Below are 19,978 nucleotides of genomic sequence, written 5' to 3'. Positions count from 1 at the left end.
GCACCTCGCAATACCTAATTCATTCCTCACTGAGAAGTCTCAGCTTGTCACATTACCCAGATCGTGTTCTAGCAAAAACAATGCCCAAGGATCAATCAAATTATCTGCAGTCAATCCATGCCAACGTTGAAACTGGTGCAATGCATTGGTCGTCTTCGGCCCAAACAATCCATCAATATCTGCACTGTAAAGGCGATTTGAAGCGAGCCTTGTTTGCAACCATTCGATCCTAGCGGCATCAGTATTTCTAGTTAATTCAAACGGTAAATATTTCGGTTTCCATAAGACCCAGCTCCCCGTTTTACCGATCGCAGTGCAATGATTCTGTGATGCACTCGTCTCTGGCAAGCGCAGACCTGCTGGTAAAAATGCAAGTGCCAGTCCACGCTTTGCTAAGCCACTCATCACTGTTTGACGTTTCACTACATCAAGTCCGTCATTCAATTCCGCATACAAAAACTCCGCTGCGTACTGCTTTAAACACAACTTGACTTTGTTCTCTTCCGCATTCACCGTCGCTGCAAGGGCAACCTTTGCATCGGTTGATTCTACCGTCGATCCCTGAGAAGACGATGGATGCACAACCGCGTTCGCTTTCGCTGGCGAATTCAATTTGGGGGTCGCTTGGCTAGCTTGGGCAACCTGATTGGCGTTCGCTTGTGAACTTTGACCAGTCGCCAACCACCAAGAAAAAGAAACAATCCCTAAACTCAACAGCGCAAAACTTGCGAATGCGGTCCGATAGGGAAATCGATGAGCGACACCACCTTCACGAACTCCAGCTCGTATCAAACCGACGCTAATCTCTTGTTGAGTATCCGGTGCTATCCCATATAAACATCGATCCATAATCGTGTGAATGCGACGAGGATTCCCCTTCGAATACCAATGCAGCGCTAAATTCGCCCATGGTGACAAACTAATTCTGCCATCTGCACCTGCTTTAGAAATACGAAAATTCACATAACGCGCACACTCAGATCGATCGAATGGCCACAACTGAATGTGTTGCATAATGCGGCTAGTCAATTGTCGAATTTCCTTCTTTTCCAAAATATCAAGCAATTCAGGTTGGCCTGACAAAACGATTTGCAACAACTTATTTTGGCGTGTTTCTAAATTCGACAGCAAACGCAACAGCTCAAGACTTTCCTTATCCAGATTCTGTGCATCATCGATCACCAGCACACAGCAACGCCCTTGGGCGTATTGTTCAATCAAATATTGATTCAACAATTCGATGTCTTCTGCGAAATCCGCCCCAGCTTCGATACCAAAATCGCGGTTCAGCGCCAGTAATAAATTCCGTCCTTGCAAAAAGGTATTGAACACAAACGAAACAGCACAATCTGCCGTATGTAATTCGTCCATCAGGCAACGTAAGAAAGTACTTTTTCCAGTACCGACTTCACCTGTCAATAAAACAAACCCTTTTCCAGCTTTTAAGCAATGAAATGCTTCCAGACTATATTGTGCAATCTGCTCGGTTCGAAAATAGCAATCCGCATCAGGTGTTTGCGGAAAGGGGTTTCGATTAAATCCTAATGCGCGCAAATGATTCGGAAGCAATCCCTGCTCTGTCATTTTTGCACTCCGAACTGACGACTATATGTTTGAACGATTTCTGAATCAGGCTTACGCTCAGCAATATCGACAATCACCTTACGTGCCTCGTTTTTTTGCCCTGCGCGCCAGTACAACAAACTTAAATTGACCGCTGCAATTTCATCTTCAGGATTGCGTCCAACAATTTGTTGATACCAATGAATCGCCTGCTGTTGATCGCCACCTTGCATTTGACGCCATGCCTTCAGGTGCAGCAAAGTCAAACTTTCTGGATCAAGCTTAGTTTGAAGTTGTGCGATGAGCTCATCGGCCTCCGTTTTTTTACCCACTTGAATTGCAGATTTGATTGCTAAAGTCAAACGTGCGACATCCTGAGAATTCAACTCTTCCGCACTCGGCGCTGCAGCTGGCTTCGCATTTTTCTCTAACTTGGCAACCTTAGAGGCACTTGATTTTTCAGCGCGTGCTTTCGTCCCTTGCATAGAATTGGAGGAATTCGGTGTTTCGACTCGAATCTCAACATGAGAAATTTCTCGCTCAGGAACAACTTGTGTTTCTTGTTCGTTTGCTGCCGCCGCTGCAGCGACATTGGCAACTGCCTCTTGCTGTATTTTCGCAATTTGCGCGCCAATTGCAGCCGGTTTGAGTTCAGGCGAAGTGGGGTCGGATTTCCCCTCGGTCTTCACATTCTCATTCGCGGCCGCGTTCAACATGGCTTTCAAATCTTGTTCAAGATTTTTATCCACATTGGCGGTTGGCGAAGTATCGGCATTCCCATTTGGAACCGCCATCTCTTGGGGCTGTTTCGGCGCAGGTGTCGAATCCGATTTCTTTGCTGCAACTGAACTTGCATCCAAGCCCTGTTTCAAAGCTTGGATTTGATCGCGTAATACGGTCATCGCTAACCATCCAGCGACAACGCCCAACACACACAACGCTAATAAAAACTTCACCCAACCTGGCATTCCAGCCGGTTTCGTCACGAGCACGTATTGGTCGGCGCTGACACTGCCGATTGGATTCGGCGTGCCATTTTCCAATTTTTTCTCGAGCTTATTGAGTGCGTTGTAGATCAGACTCACAGCAATTTCACTTTCAAAACAATGACTAATTCACGAGTATGTTGGCTGGTCGACTCATTGCCAAATAGCTTTCCAAAGAGTGGCACATCGGATAGGCCTGGAGTACCGCGATCGTTACCCGAACTGCTTTGATCAATCAAACCACCGATAATCACCGTATCGCCATCTTTGATATTCAAGGTTGTCGTCATACCTTTGAAACTAATTTTTGGTAGTGTGACGCGGCCACCACCACCGACGTCCTGCAATTGCAGACTAGACTGATCAACTTCCGTTTGCATAGGATTAATCATCAATTCCACATTGCCTTGCTCGCCGATGAACGGGACTACGCCAATAATGACGCCACTGAATACAGAGTCCGTTTGAACGTCAGTTGAGGTAGTCGATGCACCGCCGCCTGGATTACTAATTGTGACCGTTGATTTGGCAACATAACGATTGGCGCTACCCACACTCAGCAGCGCTGGAACATTATTCCTGACACGAATACTAGGATTGGACAAGACTTTGACATTCCCAAATCCGCGTAACAAATTCAAGGCTGCAGAAAAGCTACCATTGCTATAACCAAGACCCGTCGAGCGACCTTCTGAATACCCAAGACTTGAAGATGGGAAGCTCAAAGTACGAATAGGCAAACCCGCACTAGCATTGGGCAATACAGCTGCAGCTGCGCCGATACCAATAGGAGCGCCGCCTACCATCCCAGCGACGTTGTCACGCAAAAGATTCCAGTCCACACCATATTGGAATTGATCATTCAATTGAACGTCCATCAATTGGGCTTCGATCAAAACTTGACGGCGCATCACCAATTTATAGCGTTCAATCATTTTGTCGACCATCTTCATTTGAGATGGGCGTGCACGAACAAACAAAGTACCCGAGTTCTTATTCAGACTATACACATTGCGTTTTAACTCATTCTCTTTATCGTTCTGCGCATTTTCGCTGATTTCACCACCAATCATCCGCTTCAAATTGGCTTCGAGCTGGTCGTACGGTTCAACCTGTTTTCCACTACCGCCAGTGAGGGAAATATTGCCGCGAATTTGGTCACCACCTGAGCTTCCGCCGCCACCACCGCCACTACCACCGCTTCCACCGCCACCTCCGCCGGAATTCGCGCCAAAGACGTTACCCCCAGCAGTTAAATCAAGATTCATGCGTGAATTGAGAAAATCGATGTTGTAGAACTTTTCGTCAAATATCCCAATCTTAATGGTATTGCCGTCGACGCTTCCAGACAAATCGAACACGTCGAGAATGTGGCGATATAGTTCACGTGCGGTAACACGATTTAGGTAAAGGCTGGCACGACGATCGATACGTAGAACTTCTGGATCCACCAACATATTCATTTTTGCCTGTTCGGAGAACACTTGCAAAATTGAACTCAGTGTCGCGTTTTGTAGCTTTACTGAAACCACAATATCATTCAATGGATCATGTTTTGGTGCGACCGGTTCAGGCAAATCCTGTGAATCTTTGCGCTCCATCAGCTTACGCAATTCTTCTTGCGCAGCAGCGAGTTTCGCCGATTCCTCAGCAAGGTTTTTTGTCACCGCACTGATCGACTTTTTCTCTACTTCAGGCAGAGTAGACAAACTACGTGGGGTCGGCGATGCACAACTAACCAATAGGGACGCACCCACCAAAGCAACGACCATCTTTGACTGAACAAAGTGCGCTGCGCCAGTTTTTGGGAAAAACGGAGATTTCTTCATTGCTTCACTCGCCTTTTCACTAATAATTATTTATCTGCTTTTTTATCTTTTAAGATTTGATTGATTTCAAGCATTGCTCTCGCCGAAATCAAACAGTCTTTGTTCCATTTATTTGTTTAACTCTGCCATCACCGCATAAAAACTTACTGCAAGACTTCTATCGTCAAACCGTGCGTCAATGCCGCGTGAAGGCGCACTAAAACATTTCCCGCTAGGCAAACCGCTATTCACTCCATCTAGTGGTGAAGTATCGTTATCACGATCCTCACCTGCCAACAAAACCAAGAATGCAGGGTTATTTAAAACAGTCGCCGAACAATCTTCGACCCCATTTGTTGTGGTGCCATCACCTGTCGCATAAATGTACGATGCACTATGTGGTGCTTGAGCCGCTGCAGTCAAATTATTCATGTCCGCATTCACCGCCAAATCTGCCGACGGCGTGGTACCACCATTGCGATAAACCCCGTAGTAAGCTCGATGTATAGCCGCTGGAGGACTTAAGCCCAAACTAACATACGGCAACCAACCCACTTCCAATCCCGCAACACATTTTCCATCTGTATCTAAAGTTTCGTAGCCTGTCCCATCACGGTCTGGACATGGTAGACGGTGATTGGTTTTAACAAAGGTCACGACACTTCCCGACAAAGAAACTAATTGCGCATCCACACCGCTTTTGCCACCCAGTTCGCGCCACAGTCCCCAGTAACTCATGGACGAAACCGCTGCTATTAAACCGATGACGGCAATGGCCACTGCCACTTCTAGCAAGCTAAATCCGGATTGCGTGCGATCCCTACTTATCTGGTATCTCGCAATTTTTTCTATTCGTTTCATTTCGATGCTTGCACTGGCGAAGTAGGACTCGCAATCATGACATCGGTACGCATTTGCCCTTGTACTCTTTTCATTTTGTCAGTTAACTCTTGCATCTTGCGTTGATCGGGGCCACCAGGCTTTTGCGCTTCTTTTTGCACTTCAGCAGCGATCGTTTGCAGCTGCTGCGAGGCATCCAGATTACCGATCAACACATCAACATTCACTCCGCCTACGTTATTTCCCTGAGTTTGTTTCAAATGCAGGAGGATTTCTTTCAAACGTTTAGGATCAGGATTTCCGGACTGCACTGCGGTCAATAGTTCACTCTGCATTTTTTGCAGCTCAGCAGGATTCATGCTTTTCGCGTTCGCCTTCGGTACCCCCATCTCTGGAGTTGGGAGCGCAGTCGTGTTGGAAACACTCTGATCGCGCATGCCACCTGCTGAACTATTCGCCCAAGGTGGCGCTTCTTCCACCTTCGGCTTGACCGCTGAGGTAGGGGATGTTCCCGTAACAGATGCTGAAGCAGGTTGAACACGACTTGCATCTTTATTCGTATCGGGGCGTGTCGCGAAATAAGCAACGCCTGCAGCCACCGCAATCACCCCACCAGTCAACATCCATTTTGAGTTCATCTCATTTCCCCTTACTTCTTTATTCCAGCACTGGCTTAACGGTGGTTCCCAACACTTGGGATTGCGGTGCTTTCATAATGAGGCGGCGTTTGCCTTGTTCATAAGCAACCTGATCCAAATTTATTTCAAGAATTTTTCCACCGTTTGGTAAAACATCACCGACTTCATAAGCACGTCCGTTTATCACGACTTTCTGCATATCAGAGGATACGTAAATCATCGAAATAGCTGGGATAGCTTTTTTCGCTGCCGCAGCCGCTGCAGCAGCGACCGCCGCTGGGTTGCTCACATAACTCGGTTTCCCAGCTTTCAGTTCCGGCCCCTGCGCCACAGGTGCAAACGCAATGCTAGGATTCGTCTTCATTTGATCTAACAAAACCAACATGGAGCTCAAACTTTGAAGATTCTTCTTCGCAGTATCGCCCTCTTTAACCAACTGCTGATTTGAAATCGCCTCTGGACGATAAACAGAACCACCAAACTGCATTTTTGTTAAAACCACTCCAACCCAAATGAGTCCGAGCACACTAATCAGAGTCAGTGCAAGCGCTGTATATTTTTTCATAACTTCCCTCCAGCACTGTTCTTGGATTTAGTGACGGAATACGAGAAGTAGCCAGTCTGTTGCCCTTGTGAACCAGGATCTTCAGATTTCAATTCGTATCCCAACACTTGCATTTCGGCGATAAATCCAGACAAACTATTCGCGCTCGCGACATCCGTGTATGGCACGCCATCCACGCGGAAACTGCCATCAAGGGGGTTAAGGCGAACTCGCATCACGCGCACCCGTTGCTCGGATGCTTTGCGTAAATGCGCTAAGAAATCAAGCGGATCTGGGCTATTGACTGCCTCTTGCAATTTACCCAAAAACTGCGTGGTCGGTTTAAACGGCTCGAGCAATGTGTTCGGTGAAACTGCATATTGACCGTTTTGCGCATCGATTTTTGCGATCTCTTGCGTGATGTCCTGTTCGCGAGATTTCATTTGTGCCGTTTGAATTCCCCAGAAAGCGGAAACTGCGAGCAAGCCCGCACCACAAGCTGCAGTCAATGCAGCAATTGGCAAACCGAAACGATCAGAAGCAGAGGCAACGCGATCTAAAGTAGGATTCAATGCATTGCGCCAACTTAACACGTCCATGAAAGTGTCCGCTGCACTATGCAAGGTTTTCTCTGCATTTCCAAATGCAACAGTAGGTGCGACGACGACTTGCACCCCCAAGCGCTTTGCAACGTGCGCTGTGTGCGCGGCTTCGACATTCTTACCAGGAGCTAATAGGTCAACCCAGAGAATGTTCATTTTTTCATTGCGCGGCGACCATTGTGGTCTAGCCTGATCGCAAAGATTGTTTAACGCCGTTTCAATATCATCAATATCATCGGAATAGGCATTGACAGAGATCGAAACCAAGGTCGTTGGATTAGAAACGAGCAAACGAAATTGACGGCCAACACGGCATAAAACAGCATCGTGTTTTTGCGATAAAGCCAACATCGCGGTCTCAACCGAGAACAACAAATGGATATCCGTTTGTGTACCCAACCAGGCAAACACACTTTGCCAAAAAGTCAGCGGAACCGCTGTGTACAAAACCTTAGATCCACCACCAACAGCGAAAATACGATGCGGCAGCATGTGAACTTCGCCGTCGACCAAGCCTTCACTGCGCAGGGTCTTTTCGATCACCGCTGCAGCGAAATCAGGCCGAGTATCGACTGGCATGACGCCAAATGGCGCGCTGTCAAAGTCACATAAAATATTAGTATTCGCCGGCAGGCGCGGAAACTCTGTAGTTTCCGCCCACACACCGTCGCGGCAGCTTAACCAACTGCCTTGCAATGCCAGAAGCAAAGACGACTTCATAAAGACCTTTCAGATAGTCTGAAGTAAAGTGAGCCGCGAAATGTCAGCATTAAGGGTTGACGCGAATCGGGCAACACTTCGAACAAACCTTCTTGCGAGTGTGTTACCGCCAAATCAAATTCTTCCAACTTCAAAAGTTGATCCTTATTTCTAGCGCTCGACATGAGTAAAGGATTGACTTGGCTACGCAACAAATTGGTTTGACGCATATTGATCTGACGCTCACCCCAACCTCCTGGTAGATACGCTGTTTCATCTGCCAGTTTTTGAAGTTTTTGCGCCCCTTCGATCAAGGCGCGGTTACGCTGCGCCAACTGCTGCCTATCTTTGGCTTGCGCCAAAGATACTTCCGCTTCAGCAACGCGGCTGTCCGCCGTACGCTGCGCTGCTCGCGAACGATCAAATGCGAACACACCCGCCAATAAGATCAGGACAGCGCCCCCCAGCATCACCAACTTCACAGGAATGCCTTGAGAAGCGCCTTTTTCAAGGGCGCCCGTACTCATTGATCCATAACCCAAATCGCCGTGACCAAGATCACTTGATCTTCGTCCAACCGTTGGCCAATGCCCGTAGCCGAAGCGATCGCTGGATTGCCTTGGTTATAGGTATTGTTCGCACCCCATTGGGCAGCAGCTTGATTGCTGGTGTTGGTTGTATTAGCAGCGACATTTTGCTGACGGAAACGACCTTCTTGTGCATCAGGTTTACCGTCGACCATTTGATCAAGGAAACGCGCCAAATCAGGTGTCAAACCGCGAATGACCATGACATTGCCAGCACCTTGAATTTGCGCGGCTGGATTCCATTGGAAGCAGATTTGAATTTCGGCTGGGTTACCATTGGTATCTGTGTAAACGTAACGATCTTCTTTTCCTTCACCACGACCTGGCGGCATACGATTACCGATTTGTTGCATCAAAGTACGCAAGTTCTGTGTCGAAATTTCAGGATCACCCACGCCAACACTATCCTTTGCAAAACCTTGTCCATTGCAAATACGGTGGCCTGTATTGCCATAGCTCGCAGGCACGCCAGCTACGGCGCCGTTCAGATTGGCTGTCGCTGCAGGTTGTCCGCCTATCGTCACCAAGTTTCCATCAACCATATTGGTCGGTGCAATTTGGCTATCGCCTAGTACGACACCCGCACGTTGATAGAAGCCATCATAACTACGCTTCCACTCATACACGAATTTATTGCCAATCTTTTGGTATTCGGCATTACGTTGTACATCTTTACCGACTGCCAAAGCGCCCAAAATCAAGCCAATAATCACCAAAACAATCGCGATCTCAACCAAAGTGAAACCCGTTTGACGAGCTACTTTAGACTGCATTTTTTGCTTAGTCATTTTGTTTGCTCCTCGAAATTATTGGTTCATCTTATAGATCGCAACCACTGTAGCAACTTGGTCTTCATCGCGATTCGACACCGCGCCAGCACTAGAACCAGCTGAAGCCGCAGCAGTCACCACTGTTGCACGATCAGAGTATTTCGCTTGGTTATTGGTTGACCATTCAACACCCGGCGCATTTGCACCGCCATTACCAGCTAACACACCTTGTTGGCGGAATGCACCTTCTTGCGCATCAGGTTTGCCGTCGATCATTTGATCTAAGGCACGTGCCAAATCTGGGGTCAAACCACTGATCACCATCACGTTACCGGAACCTTCAGGCAATTGTGGATTATTCCACTGAAAGCAAACTTGAATTTCTTGTGGGTTACCATTGGAATCGAGGTAAACGTAACGATCTTCCGCTCCCTCAGCACGGCCAGGTGGCATACGCACACCAGCACGCAACATCACATCACGCAAATCCGTCGTCACGTTTGAACGAGTCATGTCACGGCCTACGGCGCCACGGCACATAGCATCCGGTGGCGTAACGCCAGTCATATCACCACCAGAACCAACTGCCGTATACAAGCTACCATTCACCATCAAATTAGGTGCGACTTGGCTATCGCCAGGCACAACACCAGTACGTTGCGTATGAGCGTTATAGGCAACAACCCATTGATCAATAAATTTCTGCTTAACTTTGGTGTATTCAGCATTGCGCTGTACATCTTTACCGATCGTAATCGCGCCCAAAATCAAACCAATGATCACGAGAACGATGGCCATTTCGACCAAAGTAAAACCTTGTTGAAGTTTGCGTTTCATTCCTACCCCCTAAATAAATATACAAAGACTCTTCGGTCCGTCGCCGGCTCTTTTAAAACGGCCGAAAAAATCCAACTTAATACACAATTCTTACCAAACCCATGCCAAAAAAAAGAGCACACAACGCAGCAGCTTGGCAATCGTACTCTAAAAAAAATTTGACCCAGAACAGTTTTAGTTGCTCTGTCTCATTAAAATGACGCCATAAAATCTATACAAAAAAACCATTTAACAAATAGATAATCTTAAAATTTCCACAAGGCAATATTATTAACAATATCTCGCCTTTTTCATGCTTTTTCCACAATATCTAAAAATCAATTTGGATCGCAAAGCAGTAGCTAGCAACAAGCGTGCCAATTTAAAAAACGGCGAATATTACACGAATAATGTGACAAATACATGTAAAAATTAGATGTTTGCACGTAAAAATGGCGTTAAATTAACGTGTAAATCTAATTTCAATGGATTAATTTTACATGTCTATTTTTCGCTAAGTTAATCCACAAGAATGAAGCTTTATCTACTCGGCACGCAAATGACAAACTATACAATTGCTGGATTCGCTATACTTTGCTTGCTTGAATTGTGCTCCAATGTGTTATCTATCCGACATTCCTTATGAGTCTTAAGCGATACAAGCAAATGCACTTCACATTTGGCCAATTCACTTTGAAATTTTTATGAGCAAGTTACTTAATGCACTCAAATTAGCCGAATCAAAACGGCAACAGTCAACGTTAAATGCACCAAGCAAAACCGAAACCTCCATTTCGCAAGCTATTCAGATTGATGCCAACCAGCCTTTTTTACTAGACAAAATCGAGGCGGAGATAGGCGAGCTAAAATCAGAACAGGTGCAACAACAAAAGAAATCTCGCGAACTCACACTTGCGCAGCACGATTTGGAAGAACTCCGTCAACGAGAAATAAAAAAACACACGGAGGAAATCCAGCTTAGCAACGCGATTCAACTACGTCTCAACGCTGAACGAGCAGCGCATCGTGCTGAGCAAGAACTTGCAGAACAAACACAAGCATCCATTGCCGTCGCACGAGAACGAGAAAGTCTTGAAAAAGAGCTGCAACGTATCGCGCTTGAGAAGATTCAATTCGAAGAATTAAACAAGCAGGCAATCTCAGAAAAACTACTCGTCGAACAGAGCGCACAACAAGCAATCGAGGCGCGCCTACAGACAGAGCAAGATTTACTTAAACAAGCACAAATCAATCGAGACGCCCAAAACCTGTTGATACAGACAGAGAACGAGCGTCATCTACAAGAAAGACAAGCTGAGCAACTTGCACAAGAACGTCTCGCGGCAGAAAAATTAGCCGAAATTGAATTCCGCGAATTGCTTAGCAAACGGCAAAATGCAATTGCCGCCATCGAAGCACGCAAGGAGACAGAAGCTGCGGAGGCACTTGCGATTGAGGCCAGAATTCACGCCGAACAACTTGCAATACAGGCCGCACAGGCAGAGATCCAACAGACACAAGAACTCAATCAAGTTATCGAAGCAAACAATCAGCAACGGCAACATGCAATGTCGCTCGAGCTTGAACGCCAGCAGCTACAGCAGCAAAAAATAGCCGAGCTACAGCAGCTTACAAAGGCCGAAGAAATCGCCGAGCAACAGGCAAGAAACGCATTGGAACAAGAACGTCAATCCATGCTCCAACAAACCGAGATGCAAAGACAAACGCATCTACATCAAGTCGCGCTCGAGGAAAAAATAGCCGCCGAAAGAGAATTAGCTCTACAACACGAGAGCACCCTAGCGACCGAAATCATGCTTCGAACAGAATTGCAAAAGAAATTAGAAAATGAGCAGACGGCGGTCGACCTAGCCAATCAGAATGCACAACAAGCGGAGACCTTGTTGGTCGAGATCGAGCATAAAAAGCGATTGGAATCCGACCTTGCCAATGCGATTGCAGCCCGCATTGATGCGCTCGAACAGGCCCGTACTTTAACCGAGAAAAAACTCAGCGAAGAGCACATACTCCTCAATCAGATTGCCAAAAACCAAGCGCAGATTGAAGTTGAAAGGCGACAAATAGAAGAACAAATGATTCAGAACACATTGCTTATGGACGCCGAAAAGCAACGTGCAATACAACAGTCAGAGCTCGCAGCGCAAACCCAACAGCTACGGCAAGATCAATCTCGACACCTTCAACAACTCACCGAACTTGAGCTGATCCGACAGGCCAATCTAGACGAAAGTGAACGAGAAAAACAGGCAGATCAGGAGCACTTGACCCGATTACAAAAAATAGTCGAACTTGAAAATCAACAATCAAAAGTAAGCGCGCAAATACTAGCGCGTGCAAAACAAAAAGAGCACCAAGCACAACTCCGTTTGCAACAAGAACAGGAACTAGAGAAATTACAGTCGGAGCGCGTAGCGCAACTGAATGCGATTGAACAGGCTGAAATTGAAGCGCGTGCAATCGAAATAGAATCGCGTCGCATCGCTCAACAAAATGCAAAACGCGCACGCCAACTTAAAATCACCCAAGCTATCCATGCATTGCGCTCCAAATTAGGTTTGCGCCAACTTGGAAGCGACGAGTTCTGGATTCACATTGTTAACGGCACAAAATATCTCGCATTTGTGGTCATGGGGATAGCAATCGGCCTCATAATCAGAACGCAAACGCTCTCTATGGGTGAAGGATTAGAATACAGAGTGGAAAATGAGGTAAAAGCTAAGCAAGCAGCCCTGCTGAAACCGGAACATACAAACGACACCTCGCCAATCAAGGAAACGCCCGCTTCGAGCTTTAGCGCCAATCAATTAAAGTTGGACAAGAATTTTGAGCAGTTTGCGCTACGGAAGCGTCGACCAAGCCCGTAATTGATGCAACAGAAATGACGATGCAAGAGGCAATCGTAAAAGCCTAGGTCAAATGTTGCCCTATTCACGTGATTTGCCCGCCGTTGATTCGCGATTTATCTAGGGATCATGACAGCGGCTCGAATTTTTTTGGCGATTTTATCTAGCTTTGAAATAAACTCGGAAATGCAGATTTCGCGTTTAACATCAATTGGAATCTGTCAAGACTGGCGCAATTACGCAAATTGCGTATGATCTCGACCTTGATTCAATTTTGAAATTTCCTAAGTTTATTTATGTTGCCTTCTATCGAACAACGTTTGGCTGCTGAACTTGCCGCCAAACCCGTACAAATCGCTGCTGCCGTCGCTCTATTAGATGAAGGCGCTACGGTACCTTTTATCTCCCGCTATCGTAAGGAAGTCACTGGTGGTCTGGATGACACCCAATTGCGATTACTTGAGGAGCGTCTTCGCTATTTACGTGAATTAGAAGAACGTCGTGCGGCAATCATCGCTTCGATCGAGGAGCAAAATAAGATGACGCCCGAATTGCTTACATCGATTCATCTTGCCGAAGACAAAACTCGGCTAGAGGATCTCTATTTGCCGTATAAACAAAAACGGCGCACTAAGGCGCAAATCGCGGTTGAGGCGGGACTACAGCCTTTGGCGGATGCTTTGCTCGCAGATCCAAACTTAGTTCCAGAAACCGCCGCCGAACCTTATTTGAGACCGGCTTTCTCCACCGCCAATGGTGACAATCCAGGAGTGGTCGATGTCAAGGCTGCACTTGATGGCGCGCGTCAAATCTTAATGGAGCGATTTGCTGAGGATGCGACTTTGTTGCACAGTATTCGCGAATATTTAATCGATCACGGTATTGTCGAAACCAAAGTCGTGGCGGGCAAAGAAGATGCAGGTGCAAAGTTTGCCGACTACTTCGACTATACGGAAACCTTAGGCACAATCCCATCACATCGCGCCTTGGCGATCTTCCGAGGGCGTCGAGAAGAGTTCTTGAGCGTTGCGTTGCGGCTCGATAGTGAAGAAGAAAAACCGAAGTGGGATGCACCGCTGAATCCGTGCGAAAGCCGCATCGCAGCCCATTTTGGGGTCAGTAACAAAGGTCGTTCTGCTGACAAATGGCTGAGCGACACCGTCCGCTGGGCATGGCGAGTCAAGGTATTCATGCATCTTGAAACGGAGTTAATGACGAATTTACGTGAAAAAGCGGAACTCGAAGCGATCAACGTTTTTGCGCGTAACTTAAAAGATCTGTTACTCGCGGCTCCTGCAGGCCCCCATGCGACCATGGGCCTCGATCCTGGCTTACGTACTGGCGTTAAAGTCGCGGTAGTCGATGCGACTGGCAAAGTTTTGGAGTACACAACGATCTATCCACATCAGCCGCGGAATGATTGGGATGGTGCACTTCATACTCTGGCGCAGTTGGCAGCAAAACACAATGTATCTTTAATTTCCATTGGTAACGGCACAGCTTCACGCGAGACCGATAAACTAGCCCAGGACCTCATTAAGCTCAGGCCAGAATTAAAATTAACCAAAATTGTGGTTTCTGAGGCGGGTGCCTCGGTCTATTCGGCTTCTGAATTTGCTTCCAAAGAACTGCCTGATCTGGATGTCACCATTCGCGGCGCCGTTTCGATTGCGCGTCGCTTGCAGGATCCTCTGGCTGAATTGGTCAAGATCGATCCAAAATCGATTGGTGTCGGGCAGTATCAACACGATGTCAGCCAAACCCAACTCGCTAGGTCACTCGATGCGGTCGTTGAGGATTGCGTAAATGCGGTTGGCGTTGATGTCAACACCGCCTCCGCACCTTTGCTTGCGCGTGTCTCTGGTTTGTCGAGTAGTGTGGCGCAAAGTATCGTGAATTACCGCGATGCCAAAGGTATGTTTAAGTCACGAGCAGATCTCCGTTCAGTCCCGCGCCTCGGCGACAAAACGTTTGAACAGGCCGCTGGTTTCTTACGTATTATGAACGGCGATAACCCACTTGATCGTTCTGCAGTCCACCCAGAATCTTATCCTTTAGTTGAGAAAATCTTAGCCGACATCAAAAAAGATGTGAGGTCCATTATTGGTGACGGCAATGCGCTCAAATCGATAACGCCAGCGAAGTATGCGGACGAGAAATTTGGCGTTCCCACCATCACGGACATTTTGAAAGAGCTAGAAAAACCGGGCCGCGATCCGCGTCCTGAATTTACGACTGCGACTTTCAAAGATGGTATCGAAGAGATCAAAGATCTGCGCCCAGATATGATCTTGGAAGGCGTCATCACCAATGTCGCTGCATTTGGTGCATTTGTGGATATTGGTGTACATCAAGATGGTCTAGTGCATATCTCCGCCTTATCGAACACCTTCGTTAAAGATCCACACAGTGTGGTGAAAGCGGGGCAAGTCGTAAAAGTAAAAGTACTAGAGGTGGATGAAAAACGCAAACGCATCGCATTGACTATGCGACTGACTGACTCGGCACCGCAGGCAGGAAGCAAACCTGAACAACGTAGTGATCGAGATGATGCTAAACGGCTCAACCAGCATCGCAATCAAACCCAACACACCCAAGTGACAAGTCCAATGAATAGTGCAATGGCATCGGCTTTTGCCAAATTGAAACGCTAGTGAATAAATCGTTGTGAGGTCGTCGTTGATGACCTCACAACGATTTTCACGCTGATACTAAATTGACGAAGTTGGGTAGAAATTTCCGTGAAAACAATGCGGTGTCCAGTATGGTAAATGGGCCAATGCTACTGGCCCTGCTGACAAATTTTCCGCATCAAAAACACTCGCAAAACTAGTTTGCCTTTGCACGTCAAAACCCACGCCGACTAGCCAAGCTTCACCTTCTCGGGCTGCACCAGCTTTTGGCACCACAACATGTTCTTCTAAACGCATACGATCGGCAAAATCAAATTGTTCCGTTTTACCGGTTTGCAAGTCCAAGCGCATAACGCCGTTCAGGGTTCGGTATTCCGCTGACTCAGTTGCTACGGGATAGAACAAAAATCGGTTTCTGCGCCCAACATAGCGTGGATCAACGCGCGGAAACTCCACTACTTCTGTGCGCTGCGTAATACGGACGCGCTTAGTTCGCAGATCGATGTGCAGAAATGCGGGGGTCGATTCCCCGTGTTGTATATCTTGCCCTTGCATCATTTTCGGCATCCACTCTTTAAAATTGCCGAGGTCAGTACTTTTCACAAAATCGAGACGAATAGTTTGATCTTCTTCCCATGCATTTCCAAAATGAAATAGCATCATCGCTGGCAATTCCAACATTGTCGTACGACTGAAATCGTCTTTTTCAATTAGCAAAACCTTGGTGGATTCTTGCCCTTTCCATTCCATCGAATCAACCATGCTTTGCCCAGAGCGCACGGCATCGATATTCAAGCTAATCGGCGAGAACATAAAAATTAAATGATTTTGCGAAATCACAAAATCGTGGACCATGGCGGAACTCGGCGCATTCATGACGTGGTGTTGTAATAGTTTTCCTTGCTTAGAAATCTTATACAGAATGAGTTTCCCCATCATCGTCCCAAAGTTCCACATCGTTCCGTCTGGTTCGACTTTAGGATGTGCTGAAAATGGCATACCCGCCAATTCAGGCGCCCAAGTGACCAGTTCTCTTGTCTCTAAATTTTGGGAGTCCATCGCATGCGCTGAACCACCTTCCCACAACGCATACAATCGCCCGTCCAATTTAATGACATTGGTATTCGCGGTATTCATGGTATCCGACGACCGTAAAGGTATCTTCGGCCGAATCGCGGTTCCAAATGCTGGCACCAAAAATTCCCCGGCCTGCTGTTCGGCGATGAATTTCTTAGTTCGTACAAAGCGCGCTTGATGCGATACGCTGCGCTCAGAAAAGCGCCATGCGTGAACCATGCCATCACCGTCAAACCAATGATGATATCGTTGTCCTCCACGCTCAAACAAGCCGGGGCCGTTGCGAAAGAAATCGCCGCGAAGATCGGTCGGTATCGTGCCCTCAATCCACGCCTGATCGCAAGAAACGTCTTGTCCCTGGTAACCTCGCAAAGGTGTCAAACGCGCATTCGCGTGGAATAAATCCTTAGCGATACCAAGGCGATGGGATGACTGTGCCTGCGTTAGGTTAGGGACGACGCCTCCAGCGAGAATGCCTCCCATACCTTGTAAGAAATAACGACGGTTCATGGAAGACTCCTAATTTAGACGAATAGAAATTAGTTTGTGCGCTCCCTCAATTTTTATTTTCGCATCTGTGAAGGAAGGCGGTCCGAAATTACCTACAGCATCATTGCTGAATCCATAGGGTTCAGTTGGAATACCGATCACGTTAGTGTCAAGCTTGCCGTCACTGTTGAGATCATGAAAGGCGGAGAGTCCATATTCACCATCTGCAAGATTCTCGAAGACGATTTGCACCTTGCCTTCTGATGCAATAAGTTTTTTGCTAGCCTTCGCTTTGCGTAGCCATTGGTTCTGTTGGTCAAAAATAGCGATCTGAATATCGCCCTTCGCTTGACTAATACCAATGACTTCAACTGTTAGATCAGCCGCCCAAACCTGTGCGGCCAACAAAGTCGAGACGAGTATCAAAGACTGCGCAATGTATTTCATGTTGTTCATAAGACCTCCAATCAAGTATGTACTGCCTTGAATCTTAGAGAGCTTGTCAAGCTGGAGGAAAAAAATGCGATCAATTGCAAGAGCGCGACGCGAACCGTCGATTCAGGGCGCGAACTGACATGACAGGTAAGACAAGGAGAGAAAAGCTTATATTTTTAGAATGATTGATGGCAAAGGAACTAATCCTATCGGCATCAAAGTGTTTTTCGCTTTTCCTTTATAATGCGGAAATCGTATATTTATCAATGAAGGATGCAACATGAGCGACGTACAAGTCTGGATCAAAGAAACTGTCACACAAAACCCCGTGGTTTTGTTCATGAAGGGCACAGCGCAATTTCCACAATGCGGCTTTTCAGGGCGCGCTATTCAGTTGTTGAAAGCGAGTGGCGTGGAAAATCTCGTGACGATCAACGTGTTAGATGACCCAGTGGTACGCCAAGGTATCAAGGATTTTTCCAATTGGCCAACTATTCCTCAGTTATATATCAAGGGTGAATTTATTGGTGGTTCAGACATCATGAACGAGATGTTTGAGAATGGTGAATTGCAAGCATTGATCAAGGGCTAAGTAAATCGATGAACAAACCAGTGCGCATCATCGTCGCGATTACCGGTGCCACAGGAGCAATTTACGGCGTGCGTCTACTCCAACATTTGCACGCCATTCCCAACATCGAAACACATTTGATGATCTCCGATGCGGGTGTTCTCAATATTCATCAAGAACTTGATCGAAAGCGTAAAGATGTAGAGGCTTTAGCGCACGTGGTGCACTCCGTGCGTGACGTCGGCGCCAGTATTGCCAGCGGATCTTTTCAATCGGACGGCATGATCATTGCACCTTGTTCGATGAAGACCCTGGCAGCCGTAGCCCATGGCTTTGCGGACAATCTGATTACTCGCGCCGCCGATGTGGTTTTGAAAGAACGTCGCCGTTTAGTATTGATGGTGCGAGAAACACCATTTAATTTAGCACACTTGCGTAATATGACAGCTGTCACTGAGATGGGTGGCATTGTATTTCCACCGCTTCCCAATTTCTATCATCGTCCATCAACGATTGAGGAAATGGTTGATCATAGTGTGGCCCGCGTACTTGATCTATTTCAAATTGAGCACCAACTTGCACCACGTTGGAATGGACTCAAGGATACAAGCGAGTAAACTTGCATTAATTCTATCGCTTCCTCTAACGACTACGTAAGACTAGAGGATAGGCGAAATCATTGCGGCAAGTATGGCGCTCTGATTGCGGACCGGCCGATTGTCAATTTCCGCAAGCAAGCCTATCACTGCATCAATGCTCCCGAGGGATAAGGCAAAGTTTGCGATCAATATAGTCAATCGCGCACTGATTTCGGCCTACTTCCTATGCCCGCTACACTGTGAGCTTGGCCTGTTCGAGTTGTTCCCTATCCCAGCTTTTATGATCGCTCAGTAGCGTAATTTGCCCAGAGTGATTAGTATGAGTCGACTTACCTCTAGTACCTCGTTTAATTTCTTTCAAGCCAGTTTCAACTACAAGTGACTATGAATACAACATCGATTTTTCGCGTTGCCGCTTTTTCTGATAAAGACCAAGGTGGGAATCCGGCAGGCGTTTGGTTAGGTGAGGCGCTACCCGAACCTCACCAAATGCAGGCTATTGCAAAGGACGTAGGCTATTCTGAGACCGTTTTCGCTTGCCGATTAGGCGACCATTGGCAGGTAAGATTTTTCTCTCCAGAATCGGAGGTTCCATTCTGCGGTCATGCAACGATCGCTCTCGGCGCCATCCTCGCACAGGAGTTTGGAGACGACCAATACGAGTTGCAATTGAGCGCTGGGCAAATCAGTGTTAGCGGACAAGTAGATGAGAACACAATCAGTGCCAGTCTTCAATCACCACCGACAAAGAGTACGACACTCGAGAATAATGTCCTTGCTTCCGCAATGGAATTGTTCGGCTTACGCCCTAACGATTTGGATCTCAGAATACCATCAGCCTTGATTCATGGCGGTGCAGATCACTTATTGTTATGTCTTCAGTCGCGCCAGACGCTCCGCGACATGAAATATAACTTTGATTTGGGTCGGGACTTCATGCAAAGACACGGTCTTGTGACAATTATGCTCGTGGTTGTGGACAATCAGCAGTTATTCCATAGTCGTAATGCCTTTGCATATGGGGGTGTCTATGAAGACCCCGCAACTGGTGCAGCTTCCGCTGCATTTGCTGGCTATTTACGCGACATACATTGGCCACATCAAGGGAACATTACATTAATACAAGGAGAAGACATGGGGATGCGCTCCGTGATCCATGCTGAGTTCAGCGAAGAACCTGGCACCTCCATTCGCATTTACGGCACTGCACGCTTACTAACAACTTGATGGAATGCATTGGTCAGCAGACGAAAGAATTGACCACTTCTACCTTAGTAGGGCAAATAAACGTAAGTAAATCGAAAACGGAAATGAAAAAAAGCCAAAACATTTTCATGTTTTGGCTTTTTAATTGGTGCCGGCTGCCGGAATCGAACTGGCTACCTGATGATTACAAGTCAACTGCTCTACCAAGTGAGCTAAGCCGGCGAAAATCGTTTCAATTTTTGCTGCATTAC

17 protein-coding genes and 1 tRNA gene are annotated in these 19,978 nt (G+C 47.0%); 5 read left to right on the top strand and 13 right to left on the bottom strand.

The genetic code is table 11. The features are described from left to right. Positions 1 to 39: 39 nt before the first annotated feature. The 10 genes from KDM90_RS12670 to KDM90_RS12625 form a co-directional block, all read right to left on the bottom strand. Positions 40 to 1,584: an ExeA family protein gene (locus KDM90_RS12670; protein WP_212675984.1), complete on the bottom strand. Its 1,545-nt coding sequence runs from the start codon at positions 1,582 to 1,584 to the stop codon at positions 40 to 42. Next, positions 1,581 to 2,648, bottom strand: coding sequence for a tetratricopeptide repeat protein (locus KDM90_RS12665; RefSeq protein ID WP_212675983.1), 1,068 nt, complete (start codon positions 2,646 to 2,648; stop codon positions 1,581 to 1,583). Before KDM90_RS12665 ends, KDM90_RS12670 begins: the two co-directional genes overlap by 4 nt. Next, a complete protein-coding gene (gene mshL / locus KDM90_RS12660) occupies positions 2,645 to 4,378 on the bottom strand; it encodes a pilus (MSHA type) biogenesis protein MshL (RefSeq protein ID WP_212675982.1) in 1,734 nt (577 codons plus the stop codon). Before mshL ends, KDM90_RS12665 begins: the two co-directional genes overlap by 4 nt. 108 nt (positions 4,379 to 4,486) lie before the next feature. After that, on the bottom strand, positions 4,487 to 5,218 hold the full coding sequence (locus tag KDM90_RS12655; RefSeq protein ID WP_212675981.1) for a type II secretion system protein: 732 nt from the start codon (positions 5,216 to 5,218) through the stop codon (positions 4,487 to 4,489). Further along, the gene (locus tag KDM90_RS12650) at positions 5,215 to 5,835 is read right to left on the bottom strand and encodes a hypothetical protein (protein ID WP_212675980.1); all 621 of its coding nucleotides are present in this window, start codon (positions 5,833 to 5,835) and stop codon (positions 5,215 to 5,217) included. Before KDM90_RS12650 ends, KDM90_RS12655 begins: the two co-directional genes overlap by 4 nt. Positions 5,836 to 5,854: 19 nt before the next feature. Then, positions 5,855 to 6,400 carry a hypothetical protein gene (locus tag KDM90_RS12645; RefSeq protein WP_212675979.1) on the bottom strand — a complete coding sequence of 182 codons (546 nt, stop codon included), beginning with the start codon at positions 6,398 to 6,400 and terminating at the stop codon, positions 5,855 to 5,857. Beyond that, a complete protein-coding gene (locus KDM90_RS12640) occupies positions 6,397 to 7,701 on the bottom strand; it encodes a hypothetical protein (protein ID WP_212675978.1) in 1,305 nt (434 codons plus the stop codon). Before KDM90_RS12640 ends, KDM90_RS12645 begins: the two co-directional genes overlap by 4 nt. Next, entirely contained in the window at positions 7,698 to 8,207 is a 510-nt protein-coding gene (locus tag KDM90_RS12635) for a hypothetical protein (RefSeq protein ID WP_212675977.1), read from the bottom strand. The genes KDM90_RS12640 and KDM90_RS12635 overlap by 4 nt, the downstream gene beginning before the upstream one ends. Continuing rightward, a complete protein-coding gene (locus tag KDM90_RS12630; protein ID WP_212675976.1) occupies positions 8,204 to 9,055 on the bottom strand; it encodes a pilus assembly FimT family protein in 852 nt (283 codons plus the stop codon). The genes KDM90_RS12635 and KDM90_RS12630 overlap by 4 nt, the downstream gene beginning before the upstream one ends. Before the next feature lie 18 nt (positions 9,056 to 9,073). Further along, the gene (locus KDM90_RS12625) at positions 9,074 to 9,874 is read right to left on the bottom strand and encodes a type II secretion system protein (protein ID WP_212675975.1); all 801 of its coding nucleotides are present in this window, start codon (positions 9,872 to 9,874) and stop codon (positions 9,074 to 9,076) included. A gap of 683 nt (positions 9,875 to 10,557) precedes the next feature. Here KDM90_RS12625 and KDM90_RS12620 point away from each other — a divergent pair. Beyond that, complete coding sequence (locus KDM90_RS12620) at positions 10,558 to 12,738, top strand: coiled-coil domain-containing protein (RefSeq protein WP_212675974.1); 2,181 nt, start codon at positions 10,558 to 10,560, stop codon at positions 12,736 to 12,738. A gap of 275 nt (positions 12,739 to 13,013) precedes the next feature. Further along, entirely contained in the window at positions 13,014 to 15,371 is a 2,358-nt protein-coding gene (locus KDM90_RS12615; protein WP_212675973.1) for a Tex family protein, read from the top strand. 57 nt (positions 15,372 to 15,428) lie between these two features. On the opposite strand, the gene KDM90_RS12610 is transcribed toward KDM90_RS12615, so the two are convergent. Next, the gene (locus KDM90_RS12610) at positions 15,429 to 16,937 is read right to left on the bottom strand and encodes a carotenoid oxygenase family protein (RefSeq protein WP_212675972.1); all 1,509 of its coding nucleotides are present in this window, start codon (positions 16,935 to 16,937) and stop codon (positions 15,429 to 15,431) included. A 9-nt stretch (positions 16,938 to 16,946) separates the two neighbouring features. After that, the gene (locus KDM90_RS12605; protein WP_212675971.1) at positions 16,947 to 17,372 is read right to left on the bottom strand and encodes a DUF2141 domain-containing protein; all 426 of its coding nucleotides are present in this window, start codon (positions 17,370 to 17,372) and stop codon (positions 16,947 to 16,949) included. A 259-nt stretch (positions 17,373 to 17,631) separates the two neighbouring features. Here KDM90_RS12605 and grxD point away from each other — a divergent pair, with 259 nt between their 5' ends. The 3 genes from grxD to KDM90_RS12590 all read left to right on the top strand — a co-directional run bounded on the left by grxD (position 17,632) and on the right by KDM90_RS12590 (position 19,748). Beyond that, entirely contained in the window at positions 17,632 to 17,943 is a 312-nt protein-coding gene (gene grxD / locus KDM90_RS12600; RefSeq protein WP_212675970.1) for a Grx4 family monothiol glutaredoxin, read from the top strand. An 8-nt stretch (positions 17,944 to 17,951) separates the two neighbouring features. Next, the gene (locus tag KDM90_RS12595; protein ID WP_212675969.1) at positions 17,952 to 18,539 is read left to right on the top strand and encodes a UbiX family flavin prenyltransferase; all 588 of its coding nucleotides are present in this window, start codon (positions 17,952 to 17,954) and stop codon (positions 18,537 to 18,539) included. A 366-nt stretch (positions 18,540 to 18,905) separates the two neighbouring features. After that, the gene (locus tag KDM90_RS12590) at positions 18,906 to 19,748 is read left to right on the top strand and encodes a PhzF family phenazine biosynthesis protein (RefSeq protein ID WP_212675968.1); all 843 of its coding nucleotides are present in this window, start codon (positions 18,906 to 18,908) and stop codon (positions 19,746 to 19,748) included. A 125-nt stretch (positions 19,749 to 19,873) separates the two neighbouring features. Here the strand turns inward: KDM90_RS12590 and KDM90_RS12585 are convergent. Further along, positions 19,874 to 19,949: transfer RNA gene (locus KDM90_RS12585), tRNA-Thr, on the bottom strand. Between the last annotated feature and the right edge of the window lie 29 nt (positions 19,950 to 19,978).

Source organism: Affinundibacterium fentianense, assembly GCF_018139545.1.
Classification (GTDB): Bacteria; Pseudomonadota; Gammaproteobacteria; order Burkholderiales; family Burkholderiaceae_D; genus Undibacterium; species Undibacterium fentianense.
This window is presented reverse-complemented; position numbering and strand designations above follow the sequence as displayed.